The organism is Geoalkalibacter ferrihydriticus DSM 17813, assembly GCF_000820505.1.
Classification (GTDB): Bacteria; Desulfobacterota; Desulfuromonadia; order Desulfuromonadales; family Geoalkalibacteraceae; genus Geoalkalibacter; species Geoalkalibacter ferrihydriticus.
Genome location: NZ_JWJD01000007.1, coordinates 135,874 through 156,438, shown reverse-complemented (window position 1 = coordinate 156,438; position 20,565 = coordinate 135,874). Strand labels below are relative to the sequence as shown.

21 protein-coding genes are annotated in these 20,565 nt (G+C 56.9%); 16 read left to right on the top strand and 5 right to left on the bottom strand.

What is annotated here, in order from left to right; all coding sequences use genetic code 11:
- Positions 1-18 precede the first annotated feature (18 nt).
- Entirely contained in the window at positions 19-258 is a 240-nt protein-coding gene (locus GFER_RS14765; protein WP_040100643.1) for a hypothetical protein, read from the bottom strand.
- A 362-nt stretch (positions 259-620) separates the two neighbouring features.
- Between GFER_RS14765 and otsB the strand changes: the two genes are divergently transcribed.
- On the top strand, positions 621-2,207 hold the full coding sequence (gene otsB, locus GFER_RS14760; RefSeq protein WP_040100641.1) for a trehalose-phosphatase: 1,587 nt from the start codon (positions 621-623) through the stop codon (positions 2,205-2,207).
- A complete protein-coding gene (locus GFER_RS14755; protein ID WP_040100640.1) occupies positions 2,204-2,752 on the top strand; it encodes an inorganic diphosphatase in 549 nt (182 codons plus the stop codon). The genes otsB and GFER_RS14755 overlap by 4 nt, the downstream gene beginning before the upstream one ends.
- Before the next feature lie 21 nt (positions 2,753-2,773).
- Here GFER_RS14755 and GFER_RS14750 read toward each other — a convergent pair whose 3' ends face one another.
- On the bottom strand, positions 2,774-3,193 hold the full coding sequence (locus GFER_RS14750) for a secondary thiamine-phosphate synthase enzyme YjbQ (protein ID WP_040100638.1): 420 nt from the start codon (positions 3,191-3,193) through the stop codon (positions 2,774-2,776).
- Positions 3,194-3,528: 335 nt separating this feature from the next.
- On the opposite strand from GFER_RS14750, the gene GFER_RS14745 reads away from it, so the two are divergent.
- The 14 genes from GFER_RS14745 (at position 3,529) to GFER_RS14680 (ending at position 17,606) form a co-directional block, all read left to right on the top strand.
- Complete coding sequence (locus GFER_RS14745; RefSeq protein WP_040100634.1) at positions 3,529-4,536, top strand: DUF3187 family protein; 1,008 nt, start codon at positions 3,529-3,531, stop codon at positions 4,534-4,536.
- A 191-nt stretch (positions 4,537-4,727) separates the two neighbouring features.
- Positions 4,728-5,663 carry a type II secretion system protein GspC gene (gene gspC / locus GFER_RS14740; RefSeq protein ID WP_040100632.1) on the top strand — a complete coding sequence of 312 codons (936 nt, stop codon included), beginning with the start codon at positions 4,728-4,730 and terminating at the stop codon, positions 5,661-5,663.
- Positions 5,664-5,799: 136 nt separating this feature from the next.
- Complete coding sequence (gene gspD / locus GFER_RS14735; RefSeq protein WP_040100630.1) at positions 5,800-7,869, top strand: type II secretion system secretin GspD; 2,070 nt, start codon at positions 5,800-5,802, stop codon at positions 7,867-7,869.
- A gap of 5 nt (positions 7,870-7,874) precedes the next feature.
- A complete protein-coding gene (gene gspE, locus GFER_RS14730) occupies positions 7,875-9,575 on the top strand; it encodes a type II secretion system ATPase GspE (RefSeq protein WP_040100629.1) in 1,701 nt (566 codons plus the stop codon).
- A 1-nt stretch (position 9,576) separates the two neighbouring features.
- A complete protein-coding gene (gene gspF / locus GFER_RS14725) occupies positions 9,577-10,797 on the top strand; it encodes a type II secretion system inner membrane protein GspF (protein WP_040100627.1) in 1,221 nt (406 codons plus the stop codon).
- A 64-nt stretch (positions 10,798-10,861) separates the two neighbouring features.
- Positions 10,862-11,302: a type II secretion system major pseudopilin GspG gene (gene gspG / locus GFER_RS14720; RefSeq protein ID WP_200889339.1), complete on the top strand. Its 441-nt coding sequence runs from the start codon at positions 10,862-10,864 to the stop codon at positions 11,300-11,302.
- Complete coding sequence (locus GFER_RS14715) at positions 11,271-11,810, top strand: pilus assembly FimT family protein (RefSeq protein WP_139172187.1); 540 nt, start codon at positions 11,271-11,273, stop codon at positions 11,808-11,810. Before gspG ends, GFER_RS14715 begins: the two co-directional genes overlap by 32 nt.
- Positions 11,810-12,208, top strand: coding sequence for a type IV pilus modification PilV family protein (locus tag GFER_RS14710; protein WP_040100624.1), 399 nt, complete (start codon positions 11,810-11,812; stop codon positions 12,206-12,208). Before GFER_RS14715 ends, GFER_RS14710 begins: the two co-directional genes overlap by 1 nt.
- Entirely contained in the window at positions 12,205-12,819 is a 615-nt protein-coding gene (locus GFER_RS14705; RefSeq protein ID WP_040100622.1) for a type II secretion system protein GspJ, read from the top strand. The genes GFER_RS14710 and GFER_RS14705 overlap by 4 nt, the downstream gene beginning before the upstream one ends.
- The gene (gene gspK, locus GFER_RS14700; protein WP_040100620.1) at positions 12,816-13,772 is read left to right on the top strand and encodes a type II secretion system minor pseudopilin GspK; all 957 of its coding nucleotides are present in this window, start codon (positions 12,816-12,818) and stop codon (positions 13,770-13,772) included. The genes GFER_RS14705 and gspK overlap by 4 nt, the downstream gene beginning before the upstream one ends.
- Before the next feature lie 12 nt (positions 13,773-13,784).
- Positions 13,785-15,182 (top strand): type II secretion system protein GspL, encoded by a 1,398-nt coding sequence (gspL, locus tag GFER_RS14695; protein ID WP_040100618.1) that lies wholly within the window; start codon positions 13,785-13,787, stop codon positions 15,180-15,182.
- Entirely contained in the window at positions 15,179-15,709 is a 531-nt protein-coding gene (gene gspM / locus GFER_RS14690) for a type II secretion system protein GspM (RefSeq protein WP_040100617.1), read from the top strand. The genes gspL and gspM overlap by 4 nt, the downstream gene beginning before the upstream one ends.
- Complete coding sequence (gene gspN / locus GFER_RS14685; RefSeq protein ID WP_040100616.1) at positions 15,706-16,605, top strand: type II secretion system protein GspN; 900 nt, start codon at positions 15,706-15,708, stop codon at positions 16,603-16,605. The genes gspM and gspN overlap by 4 nt, the downstream gene beginning before the upstream one ends.
- A 128-nt stretch (positions 16,606-16,733) precedes the next feature.
- Positions 16,734-17,606, top strand: coding sequence for a glucosaminidase domain-containing protein (locus GFER_RS14680; protein WP_161807416.1), 873 nt, complete (start codon positions 16,734-16,736; stop codon positions 17,604-17,606).
- A 196-nt stretch (positions 17,607-17,802) separates the two neighbouring features.
- Here GFER_RS14680 and GFER_RS14675 read toward each other — a convergent pair whose 3' ends face one another.
- From GFER_RS14675 to GFER_RS14665, 3 genes are read right to left on the bottom strand one after another with little or no spacing between them, the layout of a single operon-like run.
- A complete protein-coding gene (locus GFER_RS14675; protein WP_040100614.1) occupies positions 17,803-18,891 on the bottom strand; it encodes an MlaD family protein in 1,089 nt (362 codons plus the stop codon).
- Between the two features lies 1 nt (position 18,892).
- The gene (locus tag GFER_RS14670) at positions 18,893-19,729 is read right to left on the bottom strand and encodes an ABC transporter ATP-binding protein (RefSeq protein WP_040100728.1); all 837 of its coding nucleotides are present in this window, start codon (positions 19,727-19,729) and stop codon (positions 18,893-18,895) included.
- Between the two features lie 57 nt (positions 19,730-19,786).
- Positions 19,787-20,563: an MlaE family ABC transporter permease gene (locus tag GFER_RS14665; RefSeq protein WP_040100727.1), complete on the bottom strand. Its 777-nt coding sequence runs from the start codon at positions 20,561-20,563 to the stop codon at positions 19,787-19,789.
- Positions 20,564-20,565: the final 2 nt, after the last annotated feature.

The window sequence follows — 20,565 nt, the reverse complement described above, 5'->3', positions numbered from 1 at the left end:
GCGTTTCAAAGCCTGTTATCAAGGCGACAAATAAAGCACACCGCTTTCGGCAACGCCGCTGGACACATAGGCGAGCCCCATGACCAGGGGCAAAGCCACGTCGGCGAGAAAGAAGAAAGTGATGCCCTCGTTGCGTCCCCAGATTTTTTTCATGCGGGTCAGGCGATAAAACTCCTTGTCGGACAGCCCACGGGCCAAACCGACGGCAGCGGCAAACAGGGCGAAGAACCCCAGAGCGAATTTTGAGGGTGAAGTCATGGCATCTCTCCTCAGCTAAAATCACACCAGGTAACTTTGTTATTTAAATAACATCGTTTTTGTCAAATTTCAAGATGTGCCCGATGAAAAATCGGTGGTTGAACTAATAACTCAAAAAAAAATTATTATTCCTGTTGCGGTGGCTTCGCCCCACGGTCCTGCCTTCAACCGCTTTCTCGCTTTCTCGCTTTCTCGCTTTCTCGCTTTCTCGCTTTCTCGCTTTCTCGCTTTCTCGCTTTCTCGCTTTCTCGCTTTCTCGCAAAGGATATCCTGGTAAAGGGTTGCATCTCTTGACAACTTTCGGCTTATGGTTATGTTCAAGGAGAGAGAAAATACAGAACATCAGCCGAAAAGAGGTCACCATGCCCCCCTCCCCTGTTGTAACTCTGTCCAAAGACGATTTTGATGCCGTCATTTTCGATATGGACGGGGTCGTCACCCGGACCGCCCATGTGCATGCCGCGGCCTGGAAAAAAATGTTCGATGCGTTTCTTGAAGGCTATGCGGCCCGCACCGGATCAAGCTTCAAGCCCTTTGACGTTGCCAAGGAATACACCCGTTATGTCGACGGCAAACCACGTCTGGACGGGGTCAGGGATTTTCTTGCATCGCGTGGCATCGAGCTGCCAGAAGGCGGTCCGGATGACAGTCCGGAACAGGACACGGTGTACGGCCTCGGTGAGCGCAAAAACGCCTTTTTCAACGTACAACTCGAAAAAAAAGGTGCCAAGCGCTACGACTCGACGGTGGAATTGATCCATAAACTCAAGAAACTCGGAATCAAATCCGCCATTATTTCCGCCAGCCGCAACGCCCGCGCGGTGCTCAAATCAGCAGGCGTAAGCGAGCTTTTCGATACCCGCGTCGACGGCCTCGATGCCCAGGAACTCGGCATTGCCGGCAAACCGGCTCCAGACGTTTTTCTCGCCGCGGCTGAAAAACTTGGTGTCGAGCCGCAGCGGGCGGTGGTTGTTGAGGATGCCCAGTCGGGCGTGGAGGCGGGCCGCGCGGGGGGCTTCGGGCTTGTCATCGGGGTGGACCGCGCCGACCAAGCGGACGAATTAGCTCGTTTCGCCCACGTGGTGGTTTCCGATTTAGCCGAAGTTGCGGTGGATGGCGTAACCGATGAGACCACCACAGGCGAACTGCCTTCTGCCCTGGACCACTTCAATCACATCGAAATCCGACTGAAAAGCAAACGCCCAGCCGTTTTTCTCGACTACGACGGCACCCTGACTCCCATCGTCGAGCGTCCGGAAGATGCCAGGATCACGGAGGAGATGCGCCAGACCGTGCGTGATCTGGCCAAATTATGCACGGTGGCGATTGTCAGCGGACGCGATTTGCAGGACGTCAGGCACCTGGCCGGCATCGAAGACATTTATTACGCCGGAAGCCACGGTTTTGACATTGCCGGGCCGGCTGGCAAAAAAATGGAGTATCAGTCCGGCACCGACTACCTGCCGGATCTCGACCGCGCCGAAAAAGAGCTGGAAAAGCGCCTCGAGTGCCTGGACGGCGTTCAAGTCGAACGCAAAAAATTCGCCATCGCCGTGCATTTTCGCCGGGTTGCAGAGGAAAAACACCTTGAGGTGGAAGAAAACGTCGACCAGGTCCTCGCACAAGTCAAGCGGTTGCGCAAAACAGGCGGCAAAAAGATCTTTGAACTGCGCCCCGACATCGATTGGGACAAGGGCAAGGCCCTGGACTACCTGCTTGAAAAGCTCGATCTCAACAAGCGCGACGTTTTGCCCTTTTACCTGGGAGACGACCTGACCGATGAGGACGCCATGCGCGAACTCAAGGAGCGCGGCATCGGGATCACCGTCCGAGATGATGAAGATCGCCGGACCCAAGCCGCCTATGCCTTGGAGGATACCTGCGAAGTGCGTATTTTCCTTCAGAAATTAGCCGACCTTCTTGAAGAAAGGGCGCAGGAATCCGAATGAACCCTTGGCATGACATCCCCATTGACCTCGACCGCTTGGAAGAAGGTTTTCCCACCGTCATCGAAATCCCAAAGGGTTCGAAGAACAAGTACGAACTCGACAAAGACACGGGTATGCTGCGTCTCGACCGGGTGATTTACGGCGCGGTGCATTATCCCGCCAATTACGGCTTTATTCCCCAGACCTTCTGCGAGGACGGCGACGCCCTTGATGTTCTTGTGCTCGGACAGGAGCCGGTTTATCCCCTGACCATCATGGTGGCGCGCGCCATCGGCGTGGTGCGCATGCGCGACGAAAAGGGCGCCGACGATAAAATCATCGCTGTCAACCTGCACGACCCCGCGTTTTCACACTATCGCCACCACCGCGACCTGCCCGGTTACCTCATGGCCGAAATCCGCAAGTTTTTTGAGGAATACAAAACCCTGGAAAACAAGGAAACGGTGGTCGGCGACATTCAAGGCCCCGAAGAAGCCCTCGGCATCCTGGTTGAAGCGCTGGAACTCTATGCGCACAAGGGATTGGGGCGTGGGAAATCCAGTTGAGCAGAGCCTTGTCTTCGTCCATCACTCGCCGATAATTTTCACCAGCACCCGTTTGCGGCGCCGACCGTCGAATTCACCGTAGAAAATCCGCTCCCAGGGACCGAAATCGAGTTTACCCTCGGTGACGGCTACCACCACTTCGCGCCCCATGAGGGTACGCTTGAGGTGGGCGTCGCTGTTGTCCTCGCCGGTGTTGTTGTGAAGATAAAGACTGAGCGGTTCATGGGGGGCCAGCCCTTCGAGCCAACGTTCGAAATCCTGATGCAGACCGCGTTCGTCGTCGTTGATGAAAACCGAGGCGGTGATATGCATGGCATTGACCAGGCACAAACCCTCGCGGATGGTGCTGTCCTTAAGGCATTTTTCAACCTCGCCGGTGATGTTGACAAACCCGCGCCGAGAAGGGATTTCAAACCAAAGTTCTTTGCGAAATGATTTCATACGCTGTGTCCTCCTGACAAATTCAAATTATGTTGTAACGAGTCAACTGCGATGCCCAATCGCGCCGCAGGCTGTGGGGGTTGTGTGCGGTGGTGGATGTTTGAGCCACAGGCGAGTTTTCACCGCAAGCGAGGCCGCCGCGGCCTGCGGTGCATACTGAACTGTTAGATTTTGTTTTTGATTTTTCCCCGACAAAACTGTAACCAATCAACTCTGGGTCTCCGGGTCTCCATGCTGAAGGTTGCCCGGCGCCCGGATGGTAATTTATTGCAAACAGCTTGGGTTTAACGGGGTCGCCTGGTGGCCCAAAGACCTGGTGTCCAAGGAGACCCGCAATGATACCCCGCCCTTTCCTCCTGCTCGTTTTTGTTTGCTCCACCCTTGCCCAGCCGGGGCTCCTTGCAGCCGCCGAAATTTCCCCTTTTTACACGCGCAACCTGCAACCGACGGTGCAGATTTTCGGCCTCCCCCCCACCGAAGGCGGGCGGATCACGCCCCAGGGACGCACCTCCGCACGCCTGGTGCTTGAGGCGGCGAATAATTTCAGCGGCGACCGAAACGCCAGGGAACGCCTTGAATTCGACGGCGAAACCTATCGCTTTACCCTGTCAGCGCGCCGAGGACTGGCTCCGGGATGGGAAGCAGGCCTGGACCTTCCCCTGGTTGGACACCAGGGTGGCATTTTCGACAGTTTCATCGAAAACTGGCATGATCTCCTGGGCACAGGCGAAGGAGGTCGTCAACACCGCGCGCAAAACCGTCTTTTCTATTTTTATCAAAAAGAGGCGCAAACGGAAATCAATCTGCAAAACAGCAGCCTCGGGCTGGGAGATGTGTCTGTGTTTCTGGCCCGTGAACTTTTTGCTGAGAGTCTGTCTCTCGGCAGGTTTTTTGCGCTGCGCGGCGGTGTTAAGCTGCCGACGGGAAACGCGGATCACTTGCATGGCAGCGGCAGCCTTGACGCACACTGGCGCCTTGCTTTCAGTGATGCCCGCTCGCTGGAAAGATTTCATATGACCCTCTTCGCCTCGGGCGGCATGCTGTGGATGTCCCGGGGTGAAGTGCTACCTGCGCAGCAGCGCAACCTGGTGTGGTTCGGCAGTACCGGTCTGGGCTGGCAACCTCTGCAACGTCTGGCCCTCAAGGTGCAAATCGATGGCCACTCCGCATTCTTCAAAAGCAGTGACCTGCGGGAACTCAAAACAGCCTCTGCCCAACTTGTGGTCGGCGGCAGTTTTTATTTTTCCGAGCATTGGATACTGGACCTTGGCGTGTCTGAAGACATTGTCGTGGATACCGCACCGGATGTTGCCCTGCACTTGGCTCTGTCCCGTCGTTTTTGAGTGCCTGGGATGATTTAATATGAGAGGAATCCTTTGGATTTGCAAGCGTGCGACCGGTTGTGTTATAAGTGAATTCTATTGAAATTCAACCCATGTCGGGCAATAGACGCCCCGTGCCCGATCCTCACAGGAAACGACGGCTTTTCATTGAAAATTCACAATCTATTCTCGATGGCCACGATTTTTCCCCAATGACCGCACAGGCCCTTTTTCACCGCTATTTTCCAGGTATCTACCTGGCGCTTGCGGCTCTGCTCGGAATAACCGCCGGCTGGGTCGCCGTTGTGTTCATGGATCTTTGGCTGGCGCCGCCCGTCACAACGACCGATATGCGCCCGGAAAGCCGCGTCACGGTTGCCCAGCAAAGGCCCTTGAGCGATTACGAAGTCATTCTCAGTCGCAACATCTTTGATTCCAGCGGCCCTTTGATCGTTGCCTTGGAAGACACCCCGACCACGGCAGCTGAACCTGCACAAGTGAGAGATGAAGCTCCGCCACAAAGAGCGACGCGTACCAGTCTGACTCTGATCGGCACGGTGGTTGCCGGCGAACAGTCCATCGCTTTGATCCAGGAGGGCCGGATCGCCGAACTTTACCGCCTGGATGAAGAGGTGCCGGGAGGCGGCGTGATCGAAGAAATCGATCGCAACCTTGTGGTTCTGCGCCACCCCGACGGCAGCCGCGAAAATCTCATGCTCCCCGTCGAAGGCGCTCCCGCCGCGCCGGCCACACGAAGAACCGCGGCTGCGGCAGCAGCGGTGCCCGAGGATTCTGTTGCCGCGCGTTATAACATACAGCAAATCGGTGACAACAAATGGCAGATTCCCCGCCAGGCCGCTGAGGATGCCCGTGGCAATCTCAATGAGCTATTGCGCCAGGCGCGCATGGAACCACGCATCGTCGGCGGAGCCACCGAAGGGTTTATCGTACGCATGATCCGCCCCAATTCGTTCCTTGATATGCTCGGCATCCGCCGCGGGGACATTCTGATGGAGATCAACAACATCCAACTCAACAGCCCGGAGCGGGCGTTGCAGATCTTTCAGCAATTGCGCGAGGCGCGCAGCATTGCGGTGAGCCTGGTGCGCGACGGCGAGCCGGTGACCTTTGAATACGAGATCAATTAAAGAAGCAATGGGACACGGATCAAATCTGATCAAAGCGGATCTTTTGCTTTTTTAACTATTTTCAGAACCTATCAGATTTTATCCGTGTGCGAACAGGTTTGAAGTATAAAGATTTGCCTTTCCAGGAGGCTTTGCCTTGAAGATTCGGTTTTTTTACACGCTTTTTGCCATGGCTCTCTATTTTGCCGCCTTCCCCGTGCCGGCCTTTTCACAACCGGCGGCGAATTCGGCCAACGAGGGGATTGCTGTCGACTTCAAAGACACCGATCTGACCGACCTGATTCAGACCATGAGCGAGCTGACCGGGCGAAATTTCATTTTCGATGAGACGGTGCGCGGCAAAATCACCATCATTTCGCCGCGGCGCATGAGTCTCGACGAGGCCTATCGGGTATTCCTGAGCGTTCTCAACGTCAAGGGCTATACGGTCGTGCCCAGCGGCAGCGTGTACAAGATCGTGCCTTTGCGCGACGCCAAGGAAAATACTCTGCCGACCATTCTGCCCAGCCAAGTCGGTGCGCGGGGCGATCAGTTCGTTACTCAACTTATTCCTTTGCAGCATGTCGATGCGGCTGAAATCGCGACCACGGTGTTGACACCGCTGGTGCCCAAAACCAGCAGTGTCATTCCCTACCCGCCCACCAACACATTGATCGTGACCGACACGGCAGAGAACATCAAACGACTGATGATAATCATTAGGCAACTCGATGTTCCCAGCACGCCGGACAGCATTGAGGTCATCGCCCTCGAGCATGCCAACGCCGAGGAGATCGCGGGCCTTGTAACGCAGTTTATCGCTCAGCGCACCACCGTGCAGCCCCGGCGGCGCACCGCGGCCGCGGCTGCAGCCGCGGCAGGAGACGCGGCCAAGGTTATCGCTTTCAAGCCGACCAACGTGTTGGTGGTAACCGCCGGCAAGGAGGATCTTGAATCCATCCACCACCTGGTCAAGCGTCTCGACAAGCGACCCTCGCAGATGCGCTCGGGCATTCAGGTTTATTACCTGGAGAATGCCGATGCGGAAACCCTTGCCCGAACCCTCAATGAAATCCTTACCGGCATTCAGGCCCAGGCCCGCACGACCCAGGCTGCCCGCGCCGCCCAACAGCAAACTGGCGAGACGCTGGGAGCGGTTAGTATTACCGCCGACAAGCCGACCAATGCGCTGATTATCAACAGTACGCCCGAGGATTACGACACCATCCGCGACATCATCGCGCAACTCGACATCAAACGTAAGCAGGTGTATGTGGAGGCGCTGATTCTCGAACTGTCCATGGACGCCACCCAACGCCTGGGATCTTCCTTGCAGGGTGCGGTCGCCACGGGCTCCGACAGCGTCATTTTCGGCACCAGCAATCTCAACACCGGACCCGCCTCCCTGGGGCAACTCTCCGGCGGCACCACCGGCGTCCCCAACCTTCTGACCCAGACCATCAACGGCATTCTGCTGGGCGGGATTTTCAGCCCCATCACCGTCACCGGACCCGACGGCAACGACATCACCGTGCCGGCGCTCTCGGCACTGATCGATCTATCCAAAACCGACACGGACATCAACATTCTCTCGGCCCCGCGTCTGCTCACATCGGACAATGAAGAGGCCGAAATCATCGTCGGCCGCAATGTGCCGATTATCACCTCGCGCCTCACTGATACGGGCGCCACGACCGGCCTTGCCCAGAGCGTCTCTGTGGAGCGCCGCGATGTGGCTCTGACCTTGCGCTTTACTCCCCAGATCACCGAGGGCAACCTGGTGCGCCTCAACGTCTTTCAGGAATCGACGGATATCGCCCTGCAATCTGTCGGCGATGTCAATCAAGTCGGGCCGACCTTTACCAAACGCCAGTTGCGCAATACCATTCTGGCGGAACACGGCCGCACCGTCGTGCTTGGCGGCCTTATCGATTCCAACGTCCAGGAAACCATCAGCAAGGTACCTCTGCTTGGTGACATTCCTGTCCTGGGCTGGCTGTTCAAACGCAGGGGCACCACGGAAACAAAAACCAATCTGCTGATTTTCATCACCCCGCATATCGTGCAAGACGCCGGTGATCTTGCTGCCGTTACGACGAAGGCTAAAGGCGATATGGACAGATTTCAAGCCGGGGACTTGCCGCTGCGGGATATTCAGACACAGATGATTGAAGATCAGGTCCACAAAATGCTGGTGCCGCCGACCATCGCACCGCCCGAATATTGATAGCCATGACCGTTTGGAAACGCATAGGTGAAATTCTGCGCGAGGATGCCGGATTGTCCCAGGCAGCCCTGGACGAAGCCTTGTCCGCGCAACCGTCTGGAGGTCGCCGCCTGGGAGAACTGCTGCTGGACAAAAAGGTCATAACCGCCGAGCAATTGGCTCGCGCTCTGGCCCGCCAACAGGACATACCGTTTCTTGAGCGGATTTCCCTTGATGCCCTGGACAATGGCCTGCTTGACCTTGTGCCCATCGGATTTGCCAAGGAATACCGCATATTCCCCGTTCGCCGCAGCGACGAGGGCATCCTCGTTGCGGTCGCCGACCCTCTCGACAGCCGTCCCCTCAATGATCTGGTATCCCTGACCGGCGAGTATGTAGAATCAGCGGTTGCCACTCCGCAGGAAATTCTGCGTGCCATCAATCAGGCCTATGAGGCGCGCGCGGGCGAAACCCAGGAAATCATCGGTGATATCGGCAGCGATCGCGGCGAGGGACTACCGCAAAACCTCGAACCCGCTGACCTGCTTGACACCTCCGATGAAGCGCCCATCATCCGCTTCGTCAATAGCCTGGTGACCCAGGCTTATCGCGAACGGGCGAGCGACATCCATATTGAACCGTTCGAAACCGAACTGGTGGTGCGCTACCGCATCGACGGCATTCTCTACGAGGTCATCAGGCCGCCGCTCAAGGCTCATGCGAGCATCATTTCGCGCATCAAAATCATGTCCAACCTCAACATCGCGGAAAAGCGCCTGCCCCAGGATGGTCGATTCCGCGTGCGCATTGCCGGCAAGGATGTGGACGTGCGCGTCTCGTCGCTGCCCACCGCCTTCGGCGAACGCATCGTGCTGCGCCTGCTTGACAAAAGCTCCAATGTTCTGACCCTGGAAGATGTCGGCCTGGAAAGTACTTTGCTCCAGAACATTCATGCCATGATCCATAAAACCCATGGCATTTTTCTGGTCACCGGCCCTACCGGCTCGGGCAAGACCACCACCCTTTACGCGGCGTTGACGCGTCTTAACAGCCGCGAGAAAAACATCATCACCGTCGAAGATCCCATCGAATATCAATTGGCCGGGGTTGGACAGATCCAGGTCAATGCCAAAATCAACCTGACCTTTGCCAACGGCCTGCGCTCCATTCTGCGCCAGGATCCCGACATCATTATGGTCGGCGAGATCCGCGACGGCGAAACGGCTGAAATCGCCGTCCAATCGGCGCTCACAGGCCACATGGTATTTTCCACTCTGCATACCAACGATTCGGCCGGAGCGCTCACGCGCCTGGTGGAGATGGGTGTGGAACCGTTTCTCGCCGCCTCCTCGGTGGTGGGCATTCTCGCTCAGCGTCTGGTGCGCACCATCTGCCCCCACTGCAAGGAAGCCTATCAACCAAGTACCGAAGTTCTGGCGGAAATGGGTCTGAGCACGACCTTTCCCGCCGGCGGAACGGTCTATCGCGGACGCGGCTGCGAGCAATGCATGGATATAGGCTATCGCGGCCGTACCGGCATTTACGAGTTGCTGACGGTCGACGACGAGGTTCGCGAGCTGATTCTGAAAAAAAGCGATTCGGCGACCATCAAAAACGCAGCCATGCGCAAAGGCTTGGTACCCTTGCGTGATGCAGGCCTGGGCAAGGCCCTTAAAGGACAGACGAGTCTGGAAGAAGTGATGCGCGTTACTCAGGAGGACGTCTGAGGTGCCCCTCTTCGAATACGCAGGCTATAACGCCCAGGGGAAAAAAGTTTCCGGAGTCATTGAAGGCAGTGGTCGTCGCTCGGCCCTGCAGCAACTCAAGAGCCAGGGCATCGTTGCGACCGACATCGCGCAGCAGAGCGCAGTCGTCAAATCCCGGCGCAGCCTGGCGTCTCTCATTGCCCGCCGGCGCATTCCCGTGGGCGACCTGGCGGCCGCCACCCGCCAGTTGGCCACGCTGCTGAGTGCCGGGATCCCCCTGGATGAAGCATTGGGGACTCTGGCCGGGCAGCAGGAAAAACCCGTCTTTGCCAAAGCCCTTAACCAGACCCGCGAAGAGGTGGTCCAGGGCCAGGCGCTCAATCAGGGGCTGGCGCAGCATCCGCACATTTTTTCCGACCTTTACGTTAATATGGTCAAGGTGGGGGAAAGCAGCGGTACGCTGGATCAGGTTCTGCAACGATTGGCCGATTTTCTCGAAGAGCAGGCGCGTCTGCGCTCGCGCATTCAGGCCGCCATGGCTTATCCGGTTCTCATGGCGATTATCGGTATCGGTGTCCTGTTCTTTCTCATGGCGTTCGTCGTGCCCAAGGTCACACGGATGCTTGATGATATGGATCGCGCCCTGCCGCTTCCGACCCAACTGTTGATCGGCACGAGTGATTTTCTCAGCGATTGGTGGTGGCTGCTGCTCGGGTTGCTGATTGCCGCTCTGGCCGCCCTGCGCCAGTATCTCAAAACGGAAAAGGGCCAATATCAATTCGATCGGCGCAAGTTGTCGCTGCCGCTGATCGGCAAACTCAATCTGTTGTTGGCCACCGCGCGCTTTACACGCACACTGGGCACTTTGCTGCGCAGTGGCGTGCCTCTGCTTGCGGCGCTGGAAATCGTCCAGAATCTGATGGACAACCGCGTACTGAAAAAGGTTCTTGAAGACACCATTGTCGCGGTGCGCGAGGGCGAAAGCCTGGCGCAACCCTTACTGAGATCGGGAGTTTTTCCTAAAATGGTGTCGCAGATGGCGGCGGTCGGTGAAAAAAGCGGCGAGCTTGAAGAAATGCTGTTCAAAGTGGCCGATGCCTACGAACACCAGGTTGATTCGACCATCAACGCCCTTCTCTCGTTGCTGGAACCGCTTATGATTCTGCTCATGGGCACGGTCGTCGGGTTTATTGTATTGGCCATCCTGCTGCCGATTTTCGAGGCCAGCCAGGGAATTGGCTGAGGGCAAAGCGGTTGAAGGTAAAAACGCCTTTGGAATAAAAAACACATTGGTGAGGATGAAAAAAATGACGAAATATCTCAAGCACTCTCAGCGCGGATTTACCCTGATTGAAATTATGGTGGTGGTAATTATTCTCGGCATTCTTGCCGGAATCGTGGTGCCGCGGCTTCTCGACGAGCCCGATGAGGCGCGTCGCACCAAGGCCCAGGTGCAGATTCGCAGCTTCGAAGAGGCTCTGGCCATGTTCAAACTGCACAACGGCTTTTTTCCCTCCACCGAACAGGGGCTTCAGGCACTGGTGCGCAAACCGGAAACAGGCCGCATTCCCAACAATTATCGCGAAGGTGGATATATCCGGCAAATTCCTCTGGATCCCTGGGGTAACCCCTATGTCTATCTGAGCCCCGGCGTACACGGTGAATATGACCTGATTTCCTACGGTGCCGACGGCGAACCGGGCGGCGAAGGGCGCAATGCCGATATTGAGAACTGGAACATCCAATAACATACTCTGCCGGCTCGGCAACGCGCGCGGCTTTACCTTGATCGAACTGGGCATTGTCGTTCTGATTTTGGCGCTGATGTCCGTATTGACGGTGCCGCTCCTCGGCCGTGTCGGCGATGCGGAGCTCAAGTCCGCTGGGCGAAAGATTGCCGGAACTGTTAAATATCTCTACAACGAAGCGGCCTTGCAGGGGCTGACTCACCGCATGACTTTTGATCTCGACGGCACCACGATTGCCACCCAGCGTCAGGAACTCAATGGCGAGTGGACGGCATTGCCCGGTCGTTATGGTCGGGCCGCATTGCCCGGTTCGGTGCGCATCAAAAACGTTGAGGTTTTCGGCAAAGGCTCCTTTTCTTCCGGCGCGGTGTCCATGGATATCTATCCGGTGGGTTGGCTCGAGGAGGCGGTGTTGCACCTGGAGGATGGTTTAGGAAAAATGACGGTGCGTTTTTCTCCCTTGACGGGCACCGCCGAATTTTATGACGACCACCGCGAGTTCCGCTGATGGTTTACCCGGGAAACAACAAAGGTTTTTCCCTGCTGGAGGTCATGATCGCCCTGGCGGTGGTTGCCATCGCTCTTACCACTCTGCTCAGTCTGGGCAACCGCTCAATCAACGCTCAAGGCGAAATCCAGCGGTTGACGCGGGCCACCATGCTGGCTGAGAGAGTTATGAGCGAGGTCGAAACTTATTACCGTCTGGGACGTGACAGCGAACTGGAACCTGAAGGTGTTTTCGACGAACCTTTTCAGGATTACCGCTGGGAACTGGTTTTTTCCGACACACTTCTGCCGGCGGTGCAGCAGATCGATGTGCTGGTCTTCTGGGGTCCGGCCCGACGGATGGAGCGCGTTGAACTGACCTCTTTCGTGTTTCGCCCGGGAGAGTCGATCAGGCTATGAATGAGGCGAAGGGATTCACCCTGCTGGAGATTCTGGTGGCACTCGCCATCACCGCCATCGTGCTGACGAGCACCTATGGCGTCTTTGCCTCTTTGAGCTCGGCGAAGGAGGAGTTGGAAGGCGACGGCGAGATTTATCACCAGGCGCGGGTGCTTTTCGATCGCATGGGCCGCGAGATCCGCAGCACCTATTTTCGGCCGACGGCCCGCGACACCCTGTTTCGTGGGGGAGAGGGCGATATCCTTGGCCAAGACTACCTTGAACTGACAACGACGATCACCTCGCCGACACTGCCCCGCGCCAGCGGCATTTCGCAGGTTCGCTACGAGATTCGCCTCAACCCTGACGACCGTGAAGCTCCGCCGATTCTGGTGCGGATGGAGGAGAGCCTGCTTCCCGGGGTCAACGCCGAAGGCATGGAGCATCGTCTTGCCGCCGGGATTTCGCGATTCGGCGTACGCTTTTTCGACGGTCTCGAATGGCGCGATGAGTGGAACGCCACCGAGGGTGGCGGCTTGCCGCAGATGGTGGAACTTTTCCTGGAGATGGAAGCCGCAGGACGACCGCTGACCTTTCTTACGGCAATTGAAATTCCGCGGATCGAGCCATGAAGAAATCACTCCTGCGCCAAGAAAAGGGCATGGTCCTGCTGATGGTGCTGGTGGTTGTGGCCCTGCTGTCGGCTCTGCTGACGGAGTTCGCCTTTTCGACCCTGGTGGATCTGCGCCTGGTCGAAACCTATCGCGACAGCACACGCTCCTATTATCTGGCGCGCGGCGGCGTTCGTGCAGGGCAGATGATTTTGCAGGAAGACCAGAATCATTACGATGCCCGCAATGAACTCTGGGGGCAGGGAGTCGCTAATTTTCCGGTAGGTGACGAGGGTGTCATCACCATCGACATTGAGGATCTCGACGGCCGACTGGCGATCAACGCCCTGGTGCGCGGCAACAATCCCGAGCCCGTGCAGAGAGAGCGCCTGACGCGTCTGTTCGAGCATTTCGACTTCGACCATCCGGCGGACATGGTGGCGGCCCTCATCGACTGGCTCGACACGGACAGCGAGACCTATGATCAGGATGGCGCGCTAGGGGCTGAGAGCAACTATTATCAGAGCCTCAATCCGCCCTACATGGCCCGCAACGGTCCCCTGGTCAGTCTTGACGAGCTGGCCCTGGTCAGGGGCTTTACTCCGGAGATCGTCGACCGGCTGCGCCCCCACGTCACGATTTACGGCAACTTGCGGGTCAACCTCAACACGGCCAGCCCGGAGGTCATTGCAACCCTGTATTTCGATGAGGATCGCCGCATCTTTTTCGAAGAAGCCGAGGCCATTGCGGAAGCCCGTGATCTTTCACCCTTTGAGACTCTCGAGGATTTCCAACGTGAGTTTCCCGGTCTGTGGGAATTATTTCCCACCAGTGCCGAACTGACGTACAGCATTACGTTCAGAAGCGACTTTTACCGCATCCGCTCGCAGGCATGGGTCAATGATGGAACCCGTACCGTGACCGCCGTGGTCGGCAAGCGGAACAATCAAATCCACTCACTGCGCGTTGACTGAAAATATAGAGATATGGCTAAAAAATTTATCGGTATCGACATTGAGAAAGGCACGCTGCGTGCCGTCACGGCTGAAATGACCAAAACGGGACCGGTCCTTACGGCGGCAACCCTGCGCCCTCTTGCCGCTGACGAAAGCGACCTTTCCCAGGCCTTGTCAGAAATTCTCGGAGACCTGGCTTTCGGAGATCGGGTGGCGACCTGTCTGCCCGCCGTGGGCAGCTTCTTCCGCACCCTGGAGTTTCCGTTTTCCGACCCCAAAAAGATCGCAGCGGCTCTACCGCTGGAATTGGCCGGCCAGGTTCCCAATGGCGAAGATTTGGAATTTGATTTTCTCGCGGCTCGCCCGCAGGACGGCCAGTTCAGCATTGCCGCGGCCGCGGTCAAAAAATCCGCCGCAGCCGCCATGGCCGAAAAATTTCAAGAAGCCGGACACCCTCTGCACCTGCTGGACCTGGCGCCCTTTGCCTGGGTCGCCGGTCTGCGCAAGCATGTGGATAAGGGGGTGCTGGCCACCCTCAACCAGAAAGAGGTGGTTCTCGCCCGGATCGAAGACGGTCAGGTGGCCGACTATCGCAGCCTGCCGCGCAGGGCAAATCTCGATACGCAGAAAATCGCGTCCCTTATGATGCGTGAATATCTGGCCCTTGCCCATGCCGGAAAGCACCCCCCCCTGCCCCTGATTCTGATCGGCTCGGGCGTGACCAACGAACTGCGGCAAACTCTGAGCGACGCCGGGCTCAGCGTGCAAGTTCCTTCACTCAAGCTCGCCGGAGAACCACTGGAGCCGGCCTTTCTCCCGGCGGCGGCCCTGGCGTTGCGCACCGCGCTGCCGGAACGCGAGAGAAACCTCAATTTCCTCAAAGGCGAGTTGGCGCCGAAGAGCGAATGGAGCGGTTTTCGCCGCCGTCTGATTGGTGCCTCCGTGCTGCTCGGGCTGTGCCTGGTGTTGCTCGGCGCCGGCGCCTATACCAACTATGCGCACAAAATGTCGCGCGCCGATGCTCTGCGCGAGGAGATGTCAAACATCTTTCGTGAAACCTTCCCCCAGGCTACGGTCATCGTCGATGTTCCGGCGCAGATGCGCAGCAGCCTGGTTCAGTTGCAGGATCGTGCGCGCCTGCTCGGGCTGGGTAGCGACCGTTCGGCCCTGAGCATCCTGCGTGAGATTTCGGCGCGCTCACCGGCGGATGTCACCCTGGACGTGCGTGAACTCTCGTTCATCGGGGAGCAGTTGCGCCTCGACGGCACGACCACCTCCTTTGAGGCCATCAATCGGCTGTCGCGCAGCCTTGAAACATCGCCTCTTTTTCGGGATGCGCAGATCACCGATGCCAAAATGGGCCTGGAAGGCACCCGTGTCGACTTTCGCCTGAATCTGAGGATTACGCCGGAGGAATTCATACGATGATCGGCAACCTGTCCCCAAGAGAAAAAATTTTTCTCGCATGCGGCGCCGCCGCAATCCTGCTGTTGATTCTGTGGCTGGGCGTGGTTTCGCCCTATCGCGAAGCCGTTGCAGCCGCCGAAACGCGCATTGCCAGCCGTGAGCGGCAGCTTGAGGAAGTGCGTATGCTGCAACGTGAATATCGGCGCCTGCAGCAGGAGCTGACGGTTGCGGAACGGCACCTGGTGACGGGCGCTCGGGGATTTTCCCTGTTTTCTTTTGTTGAAGATGTCACCAATCGCACCGGAGTTCGGGAAAACCTGGTCTCCATGCGTCCCCAGAGCCCCCAGACCCAGGGTGAGTTTCGCGAAGAGTCCGTGGAGATTCGCCTGGAACGCATTCGCCTCGACCAGTTCGTGCGGCTCTTGCATGCCATGGACTCCGCCGATATCCATCTCAACACCAAGAACCTGCGGATCAGAACCCGCTTTGATGATCGCTCACAACTGGACGCCACCTTTATCGTCTCTTACCTGCAGAAGCCGGCATGAAATTATTATTCAAACGCAGCAAATCCCCGACAAAAACCGCCAGTAAATCTGACCTGCGGCGCCAATTTGCCTTGCACCTGGGCGCCTTCACTCTTTTTATCGCCGCCTTTGTCCTGACGGTTCTGATTTTGTTTCCCGACCAGATTCTGCGCGCGCGGGCCGAGCAGCTCATTTTTCAGCAAACCGGAGTGCGCATCGATATCGGCGACCTGAGCCTGGCTCCGCCCTTGACCCTGACCTTGCGCAATGTCGCCTGGCAACCCGAGTTGGACAACTGGCCGCCGGTGCGCATTCCTGTTATCCGCATCTCACCGATCTGGGGCTCTCTCTTCGGCGCCAATCCTGCAGCCGGCGTCACGGCTGGATTCCCCGTGGGATCCATGCAGGGACGGATGTACAAAGACGGCGATCTTGCCACGACTCTCAACGCAATCGGCTTGGCCCCCTTTCTTCCCACGGAATTTCCCTACCCCATCCAGGGCGTATTGAGTGGCAACGTGGATGCTTCGGGAGATCTTTCAGCACTAAGGGGGCAGGCGGGCTTTCAACTGCAACTCGACCGCGCGGCCGTGTCGGGGCTCGAAGCTCTGGGCGCCAGCGAGGGACGCCTTTCTCTCGGTGGCATTACCCTGCGCGGTGAATTGCAGGGCCGCAACCTGCGCATCGAGGAACTGCGTACGGCAGACGGCGATCTCCTTGTTGAAGGCCGCGGAACTCTTCTGTTGGCCGAATCTCCGCAGGCCAGCCGGATTACTGCTCAGATTGAAATTACGCCGACAATGACACTGGATCCAAATCTCGCCGAGCTCCTCCTGCTCACCGGTGTCAGCCCCGATCGAAACGGCACCTATCGCCTGCGCCTTTCCGGATCTTTGGCCAACCCGGTCTTACGCTGAACTCCAATAAAAACGCGCGCGCCGAGCCCTTAATCGACGCGCGCGTTTTTGTTATTGACTCCCCCTCTTCATTCTGATACATTTCGCGATTGCCTATGAAAATCTTCCGTCTTTATCAGCATTTATTCTTGGCTGGGCTTATGGTGTTGGTCCTGTTGGGTTGCCAAGACAGCGGTCCCCCGCCTCCCACCAATGGCGGCCAGCCCGACGTGGTCGTGGTGGCGCCTGACGGCCATGCCGAACTCTCCCGACTTTTTGCCCTCAACGACTACGATCTGGACAACCTTGATCAGGGCGTACCTAAGCTGATCGTGACCTCGCTTCCCCAGGATCTCGACCGTGTTTCGCAGGTCAACGAAAGAAAGCGCATTTTCTTTCTCACTTTATTGCCCATGATCCTGATGGGCAATGAAGAAATCCAATCGGAGCGCGATCTGGTTGAATTTCTGATCAGTGGTTTCGATAAGGGACGACTGCCGACAGAGGAAGAGGCCGAGCGTCTCGCCGAGATTCAGGACAAGTACAGAGTCGCCGGCGATCCGTTCAGTGATTGTGAAGTAAGGACGAGATTGCTGAAGCGGGTGGATGTCCTTCCGCCGTCCCTGGTACTGGCGCAGGCGGCCAATGAATCAGGATGGGGCACCTCACGATTTGCGCAGGTCGCCAACAACCTCTTCGGCGAATGGACCTTCACTCCAGGCACGGGCATCGTGCCCACCGATCGGCCTGCGGGTGAAATTTATGAGGTTCGTAGCTTTCCGACGATTTATGATTCTCTCAGGTCCTACATGCTTAATCTCAACACCCACCGCGCTTACGCACCCTTGCGCGAAAAACGCCATCAGGCGCGTCTGGAAAACCGGCCACTGAAAGGGGTCGATCTGGCCCAGGGTCTTCAGGCCTACTCGATCCGCGGCGAAGAGTACGTCGAAGAAATCGCCGCCATGATTCGCCACAATCAACTCACACGTTTTTCGTACCTGAATCTGCGGGGGTTGTGAGGGGCTGTCAGTTGTCAGTTGTCAGTTGTCAGTTGTCAGTTGTCAGTTGTCAGTTGTCAGTTGTCAGTTGTCAGTTGTCAGTTGTCAGTTGTCAGTTGTCAGTTGTCAGTTGTCAGTTGTCAGGGAGAGGGTGTCCCTTACCCCATAAAAAGTCAAACGGCTTGTCACCAGACCACGGACCATGGACCATGGACAATTAGAACAACGTCCCCAGCACGACTCCCAGAGCACTTAGCGGACCCGCATCACTAAGACCGTCGACGGTCTTTTCGACCTTGTTGAGGGTGGTTTTGGCGTCGCGGTAGATATCGTCTTCATTGATCAGGCGACCGATGGTACCCTGCCCATCATCAATCTTTGCAGCGATGCTGTTGATGCGGGTCATGGTCTCGGTGGTTTCAAGATAAAGCTGGTCATCATGGACCAGACGCCCCAGGGTGCCCTCGCCCTCATTGATTTTACCGGTGATGTCGCGAATGGAGCCCAGAGCATCGGCGGTGCGGTCATGGATTTCGGTATTGACCAGAAGCTGCCCCAGAGTTCCTTCGCCCCGGCGAATGCGCTCGCTGATATCCTGAATGTTGGTCAGGGCCGCGGTGGTTCTCACGTAAAGTTCGTCATCCGTGAGCATACGCCCTAAAGAGCCTTCGCCGGCTTCGAGGCGTCGCGTTATCTCGGCAACATTTTCCGCAACCAGCTGCACATCATCAAACAGGCGAGGATCATTCACCAGCATGCCAAGGGTGCCCTCGCCTTCGTCGACCTTGGAGAGAATGCTTGCCAGTCGATCTCCGGAAGCGGCAAGCTGCTCGCGCCCATCCTCTAAAAATGCGCTGAAGTCACCTAGGGCGATCTTGAGATTGCGGTCGAGATCGGTCAGCATTTCATCGATATTGACTGTGGGCTCCGTCGGCAATTCCGAACCCGACGGCAACACCGGCTTATCCACGGAACCGAAATCGATGCCGAGAAATTGCCCACCCAGAAGATTGGTCTGGCGCACCCGCACCACGCTGTCCTCCTTGACGGAGGTTCCCTCCCGCACCTGTAATACAACCTTGATGCGATGGTCCTCCAACTCGATGGACCTGACTTTTCCTACCTGTACGCCGGCCATGCGCACCGGGTCGCCCTGGTTGAGCCCGACCAGTGAACTAAAATAGGCCACATACTCCACCTGGCTTTCAAAGGGCCGGATCTCTTCAACAAACTCGATCAGCAAGGCAAGCGCCACCAGCGCAACGAGGAAAAACAATCCGACTTTCTTTTCCGTTGATATGGCCATATCAGCTCCCCGTAATTCCTTTGGTCGTTGTGTAAATAAATTTTTTCACATTTGGATTCTCGCTGGCTTTGAGTTCGGCAGGGGTGCCGACTTCAATGATGCGGCCATCGTGAATCATGGCCACCCGGTCGGATAGATGAAACGCAAAATTGAGATCGTGGCTGACGATGACGCTGGTCAGGCTGATGTCTTCTTTGAGGTTCATGACCACACGAGCCAGCTCATCCGAGGTGACGGGATCGAGTTCGGCTGTCGGCTCGTCATAAAGAATCAGATCGGGGTTCATGGCCAGGGAGCGAGCAATAGCTACACGTTTTTTCATGCCTCCCGAGAGTTCCGAAGTCATCATGTCCTCTTTGCCCTCAAGTCCCACCAGCCGTAGTTTCTCGCGAATAACACGGCGAATGCGCCCCTCGTTGCAGATGCGCTTTTCACGCAGCCACAAGCCGACATTTTCACCAACGGTGAGCGAGTTGAACAACGCCGAGGTCTGAAAAACCATGGAGTAGCGATATTCGCGCGCCGCGTCCTTGGGTTTCTCCGCGAAAATGTCATGCCCATCAATGAAAATACGGCCACTGTCGGGCTTGACCAGCTTGACGATGTGCTTGAGCAATACGCTTTTTCCGGTTCCCGACGGACCGATGATGGAAAACGTTTCACCTGCCTTGATATCCAGGCAGATGTCTTTGAGCACATGCAGATCGCCGAAAGATTTGTTGAGATTCTCGACGCGAATATCAACGCCACGCGGTTCGGAGTATTCGGGAACACATTCGCCGCGATGTTCCTCTTCAAATACCGAGCCGGGAAACCCATGCACCAGCTTATCCCACATCCCTCGGTCTTCGCCGTTGAATTCTTCTTCCGTCTTGGCCATAAGTAGACTGTTATCCTACAATGTGAGTCGCGTCAGGTAATAGTTGGCGATCATGATCAGCAAAAAGCTCATGACCACTGCCCGTGTCGTAGAATGCCCGATGCCCCGCGCCCCACCCGTGGTCTGGAAGCCGACATAGCAGCCGACATGGGCGATGATGCCACCAAAGACCGTGGCCTTAAGGAGCCCTTTGAAAATCTCACTGTAGTCCAGGGCCAGAACCAGATTGTCGAAATAAACATTGAAGGGCACGTTGATGCGCGGGGTAAAGGCACTGATGAAACCTCCGCCGAAAATCCCAACGATGATGGAAAACACCGTCAATGCGGGCACCGCAAGCAAACAGGCAATCATGCGCGGCATGGCCAGATAGCGCACCGGATTGATTTCCAGAGTCTTGAGAGCGTCGATCTCTTCGTAAACCTTCATCGCCCCAATTTCAGCGGCCATGGACGATCCGACGCGACCGGCCACCAGGATGCTGGTCATGACCGGCCCCAATTCCTTGACCATGGAGAGCCCGACGATGGCACCGATAACGTTCTGAGTCCCGAAAGTCGCAAGCTGAGTGCCCGTCTGCAGGGCGAGAACCATGCCGACAAAGAAGGCCATAAGCGTCGCGATGGGCAGGGTATCGATGCCGATATCGCTCATCTGGCGAAAAATGGCAGGCAGGTTACGCGGCGCTTCCTTGAAATAATAAAAGGTCTGCACCAGAAGCCTTAACATCTCCCCGGTGGTCTGGGCGATGGAAAGAATTTTCCCGCCGATGAATTCAAGAAATCGTCCGATCA

What these genes read in the sequence shown, in the direction of transcription:
- GFER_RS14765 (WP_040100643.1), bottom strand. Translation starts at nt 258, where the DNA reads ATGACTTCACCCTCAAAATTCGCTCTGGGGTTCTTCGCCCTGTTTGCC.
- gspG (WP_200889339.1), top strand. Translation starts at nt 10,862, where the DNA reads ATGACGAAATATCTCAAGCACTCTCAGCGCGGATTTACCCTGATTGAA.
- gspN (WP_040100616.1), top strand. Translation starts at nt 15,706, where the DNA reads ATGAAATTATTATTCAAACGCAGCAAATCCCCGACAAAAACCGCCAGT.
- gspL (WP_040100618.1), top strand. Translation starts at nt 13,785, where the DNA reads ATGGCTAAAAAATTTATCGGTATCGACATTGAGAAAGGCACGCTGCGT.
- GFER_RS14755 (WP_040100640.1), top strand. Translation starts at nt 2,204, where the DNA reads ATGAACCCTTGGCATGACATCCCCATTGACCTCGACCGCTTGGAAGAA.
- gspK (WP_040100620.1), top strand. Translation starts at nt 12,816, where the DNA reads ATGAAGAAATCACTCCTGCGCCAAGAAAAGGGCATGGTCCTGCTGATG.
- GFER_RS14750 (WP_040100638.1), bottom strand. Translation starts at nt 3,193, where the DNA reads ATGAAATCATTTCGCAAAGAACTTTGGTTTGAAATCCCTTCTCGGCGC.
- GFER_RS14675 (WP_040100614.1), bottom strand. Translation starts at nt 18,891, where the DNA reads ATGGCCATATCAACGGAAAAGAAAGTCGGATTGTTTTTCCTCGTTGCG.
- GFER_RS14705 (WP_040100622.1), top strand. Translation starts at nt 12,205, where the DNA reads ATGAATGAGGCGAAGGGATTCACCCTGCTGGAGATTCTGGTGGCACTC.
- GFER_RS14670 (WP_040100728.1), bottom strand. Translation starts at nt 19,729, where the DNA reads ATGTGGGATAAGCTGGTGCATGGGTTTCCCGGCTCGGTATTTGAAGAG.
- GFER_RS14745 (WP_040100634.1), top strand. Translation starts at nt 3,529, where the DNA reads ATGATACCCCGCCCTTTCCTCCTGCTCGTTTTTGTTTGCTCCACCCTT.
- otsB (WP_040100641.1), top strand. Translation starts at nt 621, where the DNA reads ATGCCCCCCTCCCCTGTTGTAACTCTGTCCAAAGACGATTTTGATGCC.
- gspC (WP_040100632.1), top strand. Translation starts at nt 4,728, where the DNA reads ATGACCGCACAGGCCCTTTTTCACCGCTATTTTCCAGGTATCTACCTG.
- GFER_RS14710 (WP_040100624.1), top strand. Translation starts at nt 11,810, where the DNA reads ATGGTTTACCCGGGAAACAACAAAGGTTTTTCCCTGCTGGAGGTCATG.
- gspM (WP_040100617.1), top strand. Translation starts at nt 15,179, where the DNA reads ATGATCGGCAACCTGTCCCCAAGAGAAAAAATTTTTCTCGCATGCGGC.
- GFER_RS14715 (WP_139172187.1), top strand. Translation starts at nt 11,271, where the DNA reads ATGCCGATATTGAGAACTGGAACATCCAATAACATACTCTGCCGGCTC.
- gspE (WP_040100629.1), top strand. Translation starts at nt 7,875, where the DNA reads ATGACCGTTTGGAAACGCATAGGTGAAATTCTGCGCGAGGATGCCGGA.